Below are 13,302 nucleotides of genomic sequence, written 5' to 3'. Positions count from 1 at the left end.
TCCTCGAAGGGGTGGTTAGATGTTTAAATTCAACGAAGAAAAGGGTCAGCTGAAGTGCTCCTTCTGCGGTAAAACGCAGGAGCAGGTACGGAAGCTCGTAGCCGGACCCGGCGTATATATTTGCGACGAGTGCATTGAACTGTGCACAGAGATCGTGGAAGAGGAACTGGGACACGAAGAAGAAGTCGATCTCAAAGACATTCCGAAACCACAGGAAATCCGTGCGATTCTCGATCAATACGTAATCGGCCAGGATCAAGCGAAGAAATCGCTGTCCGTAGCCGTATACAATCACTACAAACGCGTGAATGCGCAGAGCAAATCGGAAGATGTGGAGCTCCAGAAGAGCAACATCATGCTGATCGGTCCTACGGGTTCGGGTAAAACGCTGCTTGCGCAGACGATGGCCCGTATTCTGAATGTACCGTTCGCGATTGCGGATGCCACATCCTTGACGGAAGCCGGTTATGTCGGCGAAGATGTCGAGAACATTCTGCTCAAGCTGATCCAGGCTGCCGATTACGATGTAGAGAAAGCCGAACGCGGCATTATCTATATCGATGAAATCGATAAAGTGGCCCGCAAATCGGAGAATCCTTCGATTACGCGCGACGTATCCGGCGAAGGCGTACAGCAGGCGCTGCTGAAAATCCTCGAAGGTACGGTTGCCTCCGTTCCTCCGCAGGGCGGACGCAAGCACCCGCATCAAGAGTTCATTCAAATCGATACGACGAACATCCTGTTTATCTGCGGCGGTGCCTTTGACGGCCTCGAGCAGATGATCAAACGCCGTATCGGCAAAAAAGTCATCGGTTTCAATGCGGACGGCGAAGGCCAACGCGAATTGAAAGCCGGCGAATACCTGATGATGGCGCTGCCGGAAGATCTGCTCAAGTTTGGTCTGATTCCGGAGTTTGTCGGACGTCTGCCGGTTATTTCGACTCTGGCTCCGCTGGACGAAGAAACACTGGTACGCATCTTGTCCGAGCCGAAAAACGCCCTGACCAAGCAGTACAAGAAACTGCTTGAGATGGATAACGTTAATCTCGTATTCGAAGATGCCGCTCTGGTGGCAATCGCCGAAGAAGCGATCAAGCGCAAGACGGGTGCCCGCGGTCTGAGAGCGATCATCGAAGGCTTGATGCTTGATGTCATGTACGAAGTGCCTTCGCGCGACGATGTGACGGAATGCGTCATTACCGAGAAAGTCGTCCGGGAAAAGACAGTGCCCGAGCTTGGCGAAGGTAAAGATAAAAAGCGGGAAGAAAGCGCCTAAGACGCTTTCTTCCATCAAATAGTCTCGTGCCGAGCCGGTCAACCTTAGAGGGTTTGGCCGGTTTGCCATGAGAAGCCGGGATTCCCTGAAAACTGTAGTTTTGCGTCGTTATGCGGCGCTATCTTGCTTGTTCCGATATGGAGGTCGAACGAAATGTACTTAAGACATCAAACACGGCCTGTAAAGGTCGGTAACTTGGTGATTGGTGGCAGCGACGAAGTCATCATTCAAAGTATGTGCACCACCAAAACGGCCGATGTCGAAGCGACAGTCGCCGAAATTCTCCGTTTGGAAGAAGCCGGCTGTCAGGTCGTACGCGTTACGGTCAACAACGACGAAGCGGCCGATGCCATTAAAGAAATCAAAAAACGGATCCACATTCCGCTTGTGGCCGATATCCATTTCAATTACAAGCTGGCTCTGAAATCGATCGAGAACGGCATCGACAAAGTCCGGATCAATCCGGGCAATATCGGTAAACGGGAAAAGGTCGAGGCGGTCGTCAAAGCCTGCAAAGAAAAAGGAATTCCGATCCGGATTGGCGTCAACGCCGGTTCGCTCGAGAATCACCTGCTTGAGAAATACGGTTATCCGACTGCAGACGCCATGGTCGAAAGCGCCCTGTTCCATATCGGTATTTTGGAAGAGCTGGATTTCCACGATATTATCGTGTCGCTCAAAGCATCCGATGTTCCGATGGCAATCGAAGCTTACAGCAAAGCGGCGGAGGTCATTCCTTATCCGCTGCATCTCGGGATTACCGAAGCAGGTACGCTGCATGCGGGAACCATTAAAAGTTCGGCCGGAATCGGTGCCCTGCTGGCTATGGGAATCGGCTCCACGGTACGGATCTCTCTTAGTGCGGACCCGGTGGAGGAAGTCAAGGTGGCGCGCGAACTGCTCAAGACATTCGGCTTGATCACCAATGCGGCGACTCTTGTCTCCTGCCCGACCTGCGGACGCCTCGATATCGATCTGTTCTCGATTGCCAACGAAGTCGAAGAGTATATTTCGAAGATCAAGGTACCGATTAAAGTGTCGGTGCTGGGCTGTGCGGTTAATGGCCCCGGAGAAGCTCGCGAAGCGGATATCGGGATTGCCGGCGCGCGGGGAGAAGGATTGTTGTTCCGTTACGGAAAAATGATCCGCAAAGTCCCGGAAGCCGATATGGTACAAGAACTGAAAAAAGAAATCGATGCGATTGTAGTCGCCTACGAAGCCACCGGACAAATTCCGGGACGCGAAGAGCGGCATCAGCCGAAAGCATCGAAGATCGAAGCATAGGCCTCGCAGTAATCAGATGCGGCCCAAGCAGCAGGGACGGCAGCCGGAAGACCCGGCGTGCCGTCTTTTTTGTCCGAAAACAACCTTTCTTTTTTGCGGGTTGAAGCGGCGGTATGCTACACTTAACACACGCGTAAGCGCCGCATGCTGCACATGCGCGATAAGCCTTTTTAGGGGTGTGAAAACGATGGGATTGAACAAACAGAAAAACCGCCGTTTTCCGTTGCTGCCTTTGCGCGGACTTCTCGTCTATCCGAGTATGGTTCTCCATTTGGATGTCGGACGGGAACGCTCGGTCAAGGCACTGGAAAAGGCAATGGTCGACGATCATTTGATTCTTCTCTGCTCGCAGTCCGAGGTGAATATCGAGGAACCGGCGCAGGATGATATATTCCGAATCGGAACGGTTGCAAAAGTCAGACAAATGCTCAAGCTGCCGAACGGCACGATTCGCGTGCTGGTCGAAGGGCTGGAGCGTGCGGAAGTACTCGAATACATCGAAGAAAATACGGAGTTTTACGAGGTGTATGCCCGGGAACTGCCGGAACCGGGAACGGAAGATCCGGAAGTGGATGCGCTTATGCGCACGGTACTGACGCAGTTCGAAAGTTACATCAACTTATCGAAAAAAGTGACGCCGGAAACGCTTGCCGCCGTATCGGATATCGATGAGCCCGGCCGTTTGGCCGATGTGATTACGAGCCATCTTCCGCTCAAGATCAAAGACAAACAGGCGATCCTGGAAACGGTGGATTTTCGTCTGCGTCTGGAGAAGCTGCTTGAACTGCTCAATAACGAGCGGGAAGTGCTGGAGCTGGAACGCAAAATCGGCCAGCGCGTCAAAAAGCAGATGGAAAAAACGCAGAAGGAGTATTACCTGCGCGAACAAATGAAGGCGATTCAAAAAGAGCTCGGGGAAAAAGAAGGACGCGCCGGCGAGGTCGAAGAACTGCGCGAGCAGCTGGAAGACGGGGCTTTTCCGGAAAAGGTCCACGAGCGGATCAAGAAAGAGATCGACCGTCTGGAACGTATGCCGACCAGTGCGGCGGAAGGCGGAATCATCCGCGGATACGTCGATTGGCTGCTGGCGCTGCCGTGGAACAAAGAAACGGAAGATGTCCTCGATATCGTTCGCGCCGAAGACATCCTGAACGAAGACCACTACGGACTGGAGAAACCGAAAGAGCGCGTGCTCGAATATCTGGCCGTACAGCAGCTTGTCAAAAAGCTGAAAGGGCCGATTCTTTGTCTCGTCGGACCTCCCGGCGTCGGTAAGACGTCGCTGGCCCGTTCGATCGCACGCTCGCTAGGCCGCGAGTTTGTACGGATCTCGTTGGGCGGCGTACGCGACGAAGCGGAAATCCGCGGTCACCGGCGGACGTATGTAGGCGCCATGCCGGGCCGGATTCTGCAGGGGATGCGTACGGCGGGCAGCTCCAATCCCGTATTCCTGCTCGACGAGATCGACAAGATGGCTTCGGATTTCCGCGGCGATCCTTCTTCGGCGCTGCTGGAAGTGCTCGACCCCGAACAGAACAATACGTTCAGCGATCATTTTGTCGAGATTCCGTACGATTTGTCCAAAGTCATGTTTGTGACGACGGCCAATATGCTGCAGGGCATTCCCCGTCCGCTGCTCGACCGTATGGAAGTGCTGAATATTCCGGGATACACGGAGCTGGAGAAACTTGAGATCGCCAAGCGTTATCTGCTGCCCAAGCAAAAAAAGGAGCACGGACTCGCCGAAGAGCAGCTTGATCTTCCGCAGGAAGGTCTGCTGCAGATCATTCGCGAGTATACCCGGGAATCCGGTGTGCGGAACCTCGAACAGCAGATTGCGGCTATCTGCCGCAAATCGGCCAAACGGCTGGTCTCGGGCAGCGTAGAACGGATCGAAGTCACTGCCGATTCCCTCAAGGAATACCTCGGCAATGCGAAATTCCGTTACGGGTTGGCGGAAGCCGAAGACCAGGTCGGGAGCGCTACGGGGCTGGCCTGGACCGAAGTCGGCGGCGAGACGCTGACAATCGAAGTCAGCGTGCTGCCGGGCAGCGGCAAGCTGACCCTGACCGGCAAACTTGGCGATGTCATGAAAGAATCGGCGCAGGCCGCGTTCAGCTATACCCGTTCGCGGGCGAATCAGCTTGGGATCGACAGCCAGTTTTATGAGAAAAACGATGTGCATATCCATATTCCCGAAGGCGCGGTACCCAAAGACGGTCCGTCTGCGGGCATTACGCTTGCGACAGCGCTGATCTCGGCCCTGACCGGCCGTGCCGTATCCAAAGAGGTAGCGATGACCGGCGAAGTGACGCTGCGCGGACGTGTACTGCCTATCGGCGGGTTGAAAGAAAAGTCGCTTGCGGCTCATCGGGCCGGCTATACGAAAGTTCTGCTGCCGGCCGATAACGAGCGGGATCTGCGCGATATCCCGGACAGTGTCAAAGAAGCGATTCGCTTCATCCCGGTATCGCATATGGATCAGGTCCTGGAGCACGCGCTGCTGGCCAAAGCGGTCCAGCCGCCGGTTGCGGAAGGTGCACAGGCGCATTGATTGGGCAGAGCGCTTTTGAATAGAATCGCTCCTGTTTGAAGAAGTAACGGACAACAAGGACGGCCGCCTGCAGGTCAAGCGGTTGATCCGGTTCCGGAGAGGATTTTTTAACGATGAATGTAACAAGTTCCGAATTCAAAATCAGTGCGGTCGGACCCGATCAGTATCCGGAGGACGGCCTGCCGGAGATTGCGCTCGCCGGACGCTCCAATGTCGGCAAGTCGTCGCTGATCAACCGTCTGCTGCGCCGCAAGAACCTGGCCCGGACGAGTTCTGTCCCAGGCAAGACGCAGCATATGAACTATTATCTGATCAACCAGTCGTTCTTTTTTGTCGATTTCCCGGGTTACGGCTTCGCGAAAGTATCGAAGCAGCAGCGTGAAGTATGGGGACAGATGATCGAGCGCTACATGCTGGGCCGCGAAACATTGAAACTCGTAATCATGGTCGTCGACTTGCGTCATCCGCCGAGCAAAGACGATATTATGATGTACGAGTGGCTGACCCATTATAACCGGCCGATCTGCGTCGTGACGACCAAAGCGGACAAAGTTCCGAAGACGCGCTGGCCAAAGCATGCCAAAGTGATCAAGCAGGATCTCGGCATGCGTCCGGAAGATCCGTTCGTTCTGTTTTCCGCGGAGAACGATATGGGCAAAGAAGAGCTGTGGACGATTGTCGAAAGCTATCTCGGAGAGCTCAAAACACTCGATCAACGCGCGGCGGAAGCCCAGGCGGAGTTGGATTTGGAAGCCGAGCACGAAGAGCTGCCAAGCGAAGAAGAAACGGAAGAATAATCGAACGGACGGTCCCTATAAGGGGACCGTTTTTTTGTGTAAAACGGGTATAATAAGGATATATCCCATCCACTGAGGAATCGAGGAGATCCGTTATGGCGCAGCGATTAGCTACGGAATTCGTGAAAGCCCGTTTACTGCTGCCGGAAAGCCAGATGTCGAACTTTATCCGTCACCTTCAAGATCCGCGTGTCCAATACCGGGTCAGGGTGCTCGACGGCGGAAGCCGGGAGATTCTTCTCGAGGACGAAAGCGGAGAAGAAGTCAGCCTTCCATTCGACCGTCATCGAAACTTGTTCGTATGCGAACTTTCGTTTCGACTCGTCAATCCGCGTCTGACCCATCTTATCCGCAGATTGTTTGTCGCATTCAAGGGGGATGGGATGATCCGCCGGATCTATCCGGACTTCGTGATGATCGATTTCTATGCAGACGGGCTGGTGCGCCGAATCATCGAACTGACCGGCAGTGCAAGCCGTCTGGTGTTTGAACATCGCGATCATCTGCCCGAGCTTGAATATCTCTTTGCTTCGACCGATATTGAACAAGAGATCGAACGAATCCGGGCCCGGGCGGATCGGCTGCTCGACAAAAGACGGATTGCGACTGACGTTGCGGAAATCGACTGGATCGACGGGGAGCTGCGCGAAGCCGCCCGGCGATTATTTCAGTTGGAAGCCTAAAAGCCGCCGAGCCCCTTGTCAAGGGACCAGCTTCGCTAAACATTCATAAACATTTCATTTAATTTGTCCTAATAAACAAAAACGTTGTGATATACTTTATATAGTTTGTTTCGTACGGATTTGTTGGCACCAATTCTTAGACCAGGCGGTGAACTTGTTATGCACATTATGGTAGTCGGATTGAATTACCGTACGGCTCCAGTCGACATCAGAGAACGGTTCGCGATTGCGGAACAAGACCTTCCGGAGGCGCTCGATCGACTGAAAGAAACCAAAAGCGTTCTGGAAGGCGTAATCGTAGGCACCTGCAACCGCACCGAACTGTACGTCGTGGTGGACCGGTTGCATATGTGCGCTTTTTATATTCATAATTTTATGGAGCAGTGGTTCGGGATTCCCAAAGCCGAATTCACCCAGCACCTGTATATGTACGAAGACGAACGGGCCGTCGAACATTTGATGAACGTCGTCTGCGGGCTTGATTCGATGGTACTCGGCGAGACGCAGATTCTGGGTCAGGTCAAACAGGCCTTTCTGATGGCCCAGACGGAAAAAGCGACCGGAACCTGGTTCAACATGCTGTTCAAACAGGCGGTTACCCTTGGCAAACGCGCCCATTCCGAAACGTCGATCGGCGAAAACGCAGTCTCGGTCAGCTATGCGGCGATCGAACTCGGCAAACGCATTTTCGGGATGTTTACCGACAAAAAAGTGCTGATCCTCGGTGCGGGCAAAATGAGCGAACTGACCGTAAAACATTTGTATGCGAGCGGCGCAGCCCAGGTCATCGTAGCCAACCGCACACTGGAGAAAGCACGCGAGCTGGCCGGCAAGTTTAACGGCGTGCCCTGCACGCTGAACGAAGGCGTCGCCATGCTTGGGGAAGTCGACATCGTGATCAGTTCGACCGGCTCGTCGGATTATGTGCTGACCCGCGAGCAGGTCAAGGAATTGTCGGCAGCGCGCCGTTCGCGGCCGCTGTTCATGATCGACATCGCGGTACCGCGCAACATCGACCCGACGATCGCCGAACTGCCGGGCGTGTTCCTGTACGATATTGACGACCTCGAAGGCATTGTGGAGAGCAATATGGAACTTCGCCGCGCGGAAGCCGTCAAGATCCAGCGCATGATCGAGCAGGAATCGGACAATTTCTACGGCTGGCTGAAGACGCTGGGCGTTCGTCCCGTCATTCGCGCCCTGCAGGACAAAGCGGCCGATATTCATCAAGAGACGCTCGAAAGTCTGTTCAACAAGCTGCCTGAACTGGACGAGCGCCAGCGCAAAGTGATCGGCCGACTGATGAAAAGTGTAGCGAACCAGATGATGCACGATCCGATCAATCGGGTCAAAGAGATGGCGGCGGACAAAAACGGCGCCGAAGCGGTCGACATGTTCACGAAAATTTTTGCTTTGGAGTCGAGACTTGAAGAGGCCGAACCGGCCGTTGAACGACAATCGGTTAAATCGACTGCGGACAGTTCGGCTTTTACCCTGCGTCCGGCAGTCTTCTAGGCAGGTGAACGGCATGCTGCTGCTTGCGAGTTTGATCGAGCTTATGATTTACATCTATGCCCTGAGCCTTCTGTTCTATTTCTCCGATTGCGTAAGCCGCAGCGTGAGATCGCGGCGGATCGGCGCAGGGCTTCTTGGCATTACGGCGCTGCTGCAGTTTGCGGTCATTGTTGTACGCATTGTCATCGAAGGCCGGGTACCGCTGTTTTCCGTATACGATTTCTTGTTTTTGTTTATCTTTGTACTGACTTTGACAGGGTTCGGATTGGCCTTGACCCAAAAAGCCGAATTTGTCGTGCTGCTGTTCGGCATCGTCGGATTTACGGCCAGCGTGCTGAACGAATTCTGGTTCCCGGTAGGCGAGCATGCGGATCATATCGGATACACCCAGCAGCTGCTGCTGATTCTGCATGTGGTGCTGGCGAATCTGAGCCTGGTGGCGCTGACGATCGCCGCCGTGTTCGGCATCTTGTATCTGTTTTTGTACGCCATGCTCAAAAAAAAGAAATGGAACGATACGATCCGCCGGCTGCCCAGCCTGGAGCAGACGGAACGCTGGGCGCATCTGTCGGTGCTGACCGGTACGCCGCTGCTGATCGTCTCGCTGTTGGTCGCTTTTCTGCTGATTGTCGCCCAGAAGCGCTGGGAGATGCTGCTTGATGTCAAAGGCATTACGACCTTTGCCGCGCTTGCGGTATACGGGCTCTATTTCCTGCTGAAGCGCACACGCAAATACTCCGGTTTTTCGATCGCCAAGTGGACGCTGGTGGGCTATGCGCTGGTGATTATCAACCTGCTGAGCAACGCTTTTTCCGAGTACCACAAATGGAACGGGGGCTGATCGCATGACGGAATATATGCCGATTATGCTCGACGTAAGCGGTACGAAGGTGCTGGTGATCGGCGGCGGGAAAATAGCGGGCCGGAAAGCGGGGCAGCTGGCCGCGGCCGGCGCCGTGATTACCGTAGTCAGTCCCGAAGCGGGTGAAGAGATCCGGAAGCTGGAAAAGGCAGGTAAGCTGCGCTGGGTCGCCCGTGAAGCTTCCGAAGAAGACGTTGAAGGCTTCCGTTTGGTTTATGCGGCCAGCGGCGATGAAGCGTTCAACGAACGGTTGGCCGAAGCGGCCCGCCGCTGCGGGGTGCTTGTCAATGTATCCAGCCGCGCAGAGGCAGGGAACTTTATCCATCCGGCGGTCATGCGCCGGGGCAGGCTCGTGGTAGCGGCGTCGACGTCCGGTGCCGGTCCGGCCGCGGCGTCCGCGCTGATTCGGGAACTCGACGAACGTTTCGGCGATGAATACGAAACGTATGCCGAGTTTCTTTTTTTTATGCGCAGACAGGTCAGGGAGCTTGTGAAAGAACCCGAAATCCGGCATCGGCTGATGCGAAAACTGTCGGAAAAGGATATACTGGACCAGATCAGAAAAGAGACATTCGTGCCGTGGAGCGAAGCCGCAGCCGCCGCATGGATAGCGAAAGAGCGGGAGGAATAAAGGAAATGCGTACAATCGTAGTGGGAACGAGACAAAGCGCGCTGGCGCTGACGCAGACGAACCAGGTGATCGGGGAATTGGAACGCCTGGCCGGCGATCTGGGCCTCGCCGTCGGTTTTGAAGTGAAAAAAATCATTACCAAAGGCGACCGGATCCTGGATGTGACCCTGTCGAAAGTTGGCGGCAAAGGATTGTTCGTCAAAGAAATCGAACAGGCGCTGCTTGACGGCGAAATCGATATGGCCGTACACAGCATGAAGGATATGCCTGCGGTGCTGCCGGAAAGACTGGTCAACGGAGCCGTACCTCTGCGCCAGGATGCCCGGGACTGTCTGATCTCCCGAGAAGGAGTCGACCTCGACGGCCTGCCTCACGGAGCCAAAGTAGGAACGAGCAGTTTGCGGCGTTCCAGCCAGCTGCTGGCCTACCGGCCGGACCTGAAGCTGGAATGGATTCGCGGCAATATCGATTCGCGTCTGCGCAAGCTGGAGAGCGAAGGATTCGATGCGATTCTGCTGGCGGCAGCCGGTCTTAAGCGCATGGGATGGGAAGATCGCATTACCTCCTACATTCCTGTAGAGATCTGCCTGCCGGCCGTCGGCCAGGGTGCGCTTGGCATCGAATGCCGGGAGAACGACGCGGAACTGCGGGAACTGTTGGCGCGTTATCAAGATGCCGATACAGCGCTTACGGTATCGGCTGAACGCTCGCTGCTGCTGTCGCTGAACGGCGGCTGCCAGGTTCCGATCGGCGCGTATGCGGTATTGGGCGAAGACGGCGCTACGGTGCATCTAACGGGTCTTGTCGGCCGGCCTGACGGCAGCATCCTGCTGAAAGAGTCCGCGTCGGGAACCGATCCGGAAGTATTGGGACGCGAAGTGGCCCGGATGCTGGCGGATAAAGGCGCGGACGAGATTCTTGAACAGGCGAGGGGTTGAACGGATGAGCAAGGGAAAAGTATATCTGGTCGGTGCAGGCCCCGGCGATGCCAAACTGATTACGATCAAAGGACTGGAATGTATCAAAAAAGCCGATGCGGTCGTATACGACCGGTTGGCCAGTCCGAGATTGCTGCGTCAGATGAAACCGGGAGCCCGAAAGATCTATGTCGGCAAACGGACGGAACGCCATACGATGAAGCAGGAAGATATCAACAAGCTGCTGGTCGATCTGGCGCTTGAAGGCCTTGTCGTCGTGCGTCTCAAAGGCGGCGATCCGACCGTGTTCGGCCGGGTGGGCGAAGAAGCGGAAGAACTGCGCAAGCACGATATTGTCTACGAGATCGTACCGGGGATTACGTCTTCGATCGCTGTTCCCGCTTATGCCGGCATCCCGGTTACACACCGGAATCTGGCTTCTTCGTTCTCGGTCATCACGGGACACGAGAATCCCGAGAAACTCGACAAGATGATCAAATGGGACAAAGTAACGAATGCGACCGGCACGCTGGTGTTCATGATGGGCGTAGCCCAGATCGGACATATTACGGCGCAGCTGTTGAAACACGGCCGCCCGGCTTCGACGCCGGTCGCTCTGGTCCGCTGGGGAACCCGCGCCGAACAGGAGACGCTTGTCGGCACGCTTGCGGATATTGCGGAGAAGGTAGCCGAACGCGAATTCAGGCCTCCCGCGGTTATCGTAGTAGGCGATGTTGTCGGACAGCGGGATCGCCTCCAATGGGCGGAACAGATGCCTCTGTTCGGACGCCGCATCCTCGTCACCCGATCGCGCAGCCAGGCCAGCGAATTGGTCGACCGGATCGAAGAACTCGGCGGCGAGCCGTATGAGTTCCCCGTGATCGAGACCGTCATGCCCGAAGGGGAAGACAAGCTTGCGGCGATTCGCGAAGCGTTTGCGGCAGCCGAGAGTTACGACTGGGTCTTTTTTACCAGCGTAAACGGCGTGGAGTATTTCTTCGAGCATTTGGACAGAGAAGGACTGGATGTCCGGGCGTTCCACCGGGCCAAGATTGCGGCCGTTGGACCAGCTACGATCGAAGCGCTTCGCAGCCGCGGTATTCGCTGCGAAGCTCCTCCGGAGACGTTCGACGCCGAAGGCATGATCGCCTCTTACGGAGAGCGGATGCTGCCGGGGCAGTGCGTGCTTCTGCCCCGCGGCGATCTGGCCCGTACCTGGATGTCCGAGACGCTGCGCGCACGCGGACTGAACGTGACGGAACTCGATACGTATGAGACCGTGCTGACGGGAGAAGACGACGAAGAACTGCTGGATCTGCTGCAGGAAGACAAAGTTCACGCGGTGACGTTCACCAGTTCGTCCACCGTACGCAATCTGATTGCGGTACTGAAACGGATGGGGGAAACGGACCCGGCGGCTCTTCTGAATCGCTCTACGATCGCCTGCATCGGCCCTCAAACGGCCAAAACGGCCAAGGAATCCGGATTGAACGTCGATCTGCTGGCGGAAGAAGCGACCATCGAAGGACTGTTGACCGCGCTTTGCGTCTGGAAAGCAAGCACGAACAAAATGGATTTGTGAAGCGGATCATGAAGGCCGGATTCCTCCTGGGGAAGATCCGGCCGGTTTGCTGCGGGAATAAATCGGCTTGGAACGGTTAAATAAGAAACAGGGTCGAAATCAGGCGAAGCCGGATCGAAGCGGAACTGGGCCTCGATCTGCGGATTCTTCGCTCAATTTATAAATAAAGGAGTTTTTTATCATGGCATTTCCTACAGTCAGACATCGCCGTCTGCGCCGCACTGCGGCACTTCGCAGCATGGTGCGCGAAACGGCGATCAGCGCGGACGACTTTATCATGCCGATCTTCGTCACGTACGGCGAAGGCGTAAAAAAAGAAATCGGATCGATGCCGGGCGTGTACCAATTCTCGCTGGATACGCTCCGCGGCGAAGTGGACGAAATTGCGGAACTGGGCATCAAAGCGGTCATCTTGTTCGGGATTCCCGAAACGAAAGACAGCCTGGGAACGGAAGCTTATGCGCAGGATGGCATTATCCAGCAGGCGACGCGCAAAGTCAAAGAGTGGCATCCGGATCTGCTTGTCGTAGCCGATACGTGCTTGTGCGAGTTTACGGATCACGGTCACTGCGGAATGGTGCATACTTTCGAGCGGGACGGTCATGTACACGGCGATGTACTGAACGACGAGTCGCTCAAACTGCTCGTACGGACGGCCGTCTCGCAGGCGGAAGCGGGAGCGGACATCATCGCCCCTTCGAATATGATGGACGGTTACGTGCTGGCGATCCGTACAGGATTGGACGAGGCGGGTTACGACCAAATTCCGATTATGGCCTATTCCGTCAAGTATGCGTCGGCTTTCTACGGGCCGTTTCGCGAAGCAGCCGAGTCCGCACCGCAGTTCGGCGACCGCAAAACGTATCAAATGGACCCGGCCAATGCCTTGGAAGCGATCCGCGAAGCGGAGAGCGATGTGCAGGAAGGCGCGGATATGCTGATGGTCAAACCGGCCTTGGCTTACATGGATATTATCCGCACCATCAAGAACGAATTCGATCTGCCGCTGGTCGCTTACAACGTCAGCGGCGAGTATTCGATGGTCAAAGCGGCTTCGGCCAACGGCTGGATTAGCGAAAAAGCGATCGTACTCGAGCTGCTGACCGGCCTCAAACGCGCCGGCGCCGATATCATTATCACGTATCATTCCAAAGACGCGGCCCGCTGGCTGCGCGAAGCCCGGAACTGAGCCAGGCCAAAC

The 13,302-nt window shown here is 55.5% G+C and carries 11 protein-coding genes; all 11 read left to right on the top strand.

Annotated features, from left to right (window positions below; translation table 11 throughout):
- The first annotated feature begins 19 nt into the window (after positions 1-19).
- The 11 genes from clpX (at position 20) to hemB (ending at position 13,290) form a co-directional block, all read left to right on the top strand.
- Positions 20-1,276, top strand: a complete 1,257-nt coding sequence (gene clpX, locus HRQ60_RS08035; protein ID WP_172195177.1) for an ATP-dependent protease ATP-binding subunit ClpX — start codon at positions 20-22, stop codon at positions 1,274-1,276.
- A gap of 153 nt (positions 1,277-1,429) precedes the next feature.
- The gene (gene ispG, locus HRQ60_RS08030; RefSeq protein ID WP_172195175.1) at positions 1,430-2,560 is read left to right on the top strand and encodes a flavodoxin-dependent (E)-4-hydroxy-3-methylbut-2-enyl-diphosphate synthase; all 1,131 of its coding nucleotides are present in this window, start codon (positions 1,430-1,432) and stop codon (positions 2,558-2,560) included.
- Between the two features lie 187 nt (positions 2,561-2,747).
- Positions 2,748-5,114: an endopeptidase La gene (gene lon / locus HRQ60_RS08025; protein WP_172195173.1), complete on the top strand. Its 2,367-nt coding sequence runs from the start codon at positions 2,748-2,750 to the stop codon at positions 5,112-5,114.
- Positions 5,115-5,227: 113 nt separating this feature from the next.
- Positions 5,228-5,911, top strand: coding sequence for a ribosome biogenesis GTP-binding protein YihA/YsxC (gene yihA / locus HRQ60_RS08020; RefSeq protein WP_172195171.1), 684 nt, complete (start codon positions 5,228-5,230; stop codon positions 5,909-5,911).
- A 95-nt stretch (positions 5,912-6,006) separates the two neighbouring features.
- Positions 6,007-6,594 carry a non-ribosomal peptide synthetase module gene (locus tag HRQ60_RS08015; protein WP_172195169.1) on the top strand — a complete coding sequence of 196 codons (588 nt, stop codon included), beginning with the start codon at positions 6,007-6,009 and terminating at the stop codon, positions 6,592-6,594.
- Between the two features lie 159 nt (positions 6,595-6,753).
- Positions 6,754-8,109, top strand: coding sequence for a glutamyl-tRNA reductase (gene hemA / locus HRQ60_RS08010; protein WP_172195167.1), 1,356 nt, complete (start codon positions 6,754-6,756; stop codon positions 8,107-8,109).
- Positions 8,110-8,122: 13 nt separating this feature from the next.
- The gene (gene ccsA, locus HRQ60_RS08005) at positions 8,123-8,950 is read left to right on the top strand and encodes a cytochrome c biogenesis protein CcsA (RefSeq protein ID WP_172195166.1); all 828 of its coding nucleotides are present in this window, start codon (positions 8,123-8,125) and stop codon (positions 8,948-8,950) included.
- A gap of 4 nt (positions 8,951-8,954) precedes the next feature.
- Complete coding sequence (locus HRQ60_RS08000) at positions 8,955-9,602, top strand: precorrin-2 dehydrogenase/sirohydrochlorin ferrochelatase family protein (RefSeq protein WP_172195164.1); 648 nt, start codon at positions 8,955-8,957, stop codon at positions 9,600-9,602.
- A gap of 5 nt (positions 9,603-9,607) precedes the next feature.
- Positions 9,608-10,540 carry a hydroxymethylbilane synthase gene (gene hemC / locus HRQ60_RS07995; RefSeq protein ID WP_172195162.1) on the top strand — a complete coding sequence of 311 codons (933 nt, stop codon included), beginning with the start codon at positions 9,608-9,610 and terminating at the stop codon, positions 10,538-10,540.
- A gap of 4 nt (positions 10,541-10,544) precedes the next feature.
- Entirely contained in the window at positions 10,545-12,101 is a 1,557-nt protein-coding gene (cobA, locus tag HRQ60_RS07990) for a uroporphyrinogen-III C-methyltransferase (RefSeq protein WP_172195160.1), read from the top strand.
- Between the two features lie 181 nt (positions 12,102-12,282).
- On the top strand, positions 12,283-13,290 hold the full coding sequence (gene hemB / locus HRQ60_RS07985) for a porphobilinogen synthase (RefSeq protein ID WP_172195158.1): 1,008 nt from the start codon (positions 12,283-12,285) through the stop codon (positions 13,288-13,290).
- The last annotated feature ends 12 nt before the right edge of the window (positions 13,291-13,302 follow it).

Origin of the sequence: Saccharibacillus qingshengii (assembly GCF_013185195.1) — a bacterium.
GTDB lineage: Bacteria > Bacillota > Bacilli > Paenibacillales > Paenibacillaceae > Saccharibacillus > Saccharibacillus qingshengii.
Note: the sequence above shows the minus strand (reverse complement) of the source record. Positions and strands in the feature narration are given on the sequence as shown.

Excerpts from the sequence above, each read along its gene's own strand:
- hemB (WP_172195158.1), top strand. The coding sequence starts at position 12,283 with ATGGCATTTCCTACAGTCAGACATCGCCGTCTGCGCCGCACTGCGGCA.
- clpX (WP_172195177.1), top strand. The coding sequence starts at position 20 with ATGTTTAAATTCAACGAAGAAAAGGGTCAGCTGAAGTGCTCCTTCTGC.
- hemA (WP_172195167.1), top strand. The coding sequence starts at position 6,754 with ATGCACATTATGGTAGTCGGATTGAATTACCGTACGGCTCCAGTCGAC.
- ispG (WP_172195175.1), top strand. The coding sequence starts at position 1,430 with ATGTACTTAAGACATCAAACACGGCCTGTAAAGGTCGGTAACTTGGTG.
- ccsA (WP_172195166.1), top strand. The coding sequence starts at position 8,123 with ATGCTGCTGCTTGCGAGTTTGATCGAGCTTATGATTTACATCTATGCC.
- HRQ60_RS08015 (WP_172195169.1), top strand. The coding sequence starts at position 6,007 with ATGGCGCAGCGATTAGCTACGGAATTCGTGAAAGCCCGTTTACTGCTG.
- yihA (WP_172195171.1), top strand. The coding sequence starts at position 5,228 with ATGAATGTAACAAGTTCCGAATTCAAAATCAGTGCGGTCGGACCCGAT.
- cobA (WP_172195160.1), top strand. The coding sequence starts at position 10,545 with ATGAGCAAGGGAAAAGTATATCTGGTCGGTGCAGGCCCCGGCGATGCC.
- lon (WP_172195173.1), top strand. The coding sequence starts at position 2,748 with ATGGGATTGAACAAACAGAAAAACCGCCGTTTTCCGTTGCTGCCTTTG.
- hemC (WP_172195162.1), top strand. The coding sequence starts at position 9,608 with ATGCGTACAATCGTAGTGGGAACGAGACAAAGCGCGCTGGCGCTGACG.
- HRQ60_RS08000 (WP_172195164.1), top strand. The coding sequence starts at position 8,955 with ATGACGGAATATATGCCGATTATGCTCGACGTAAGCGGTACGAAGGTG.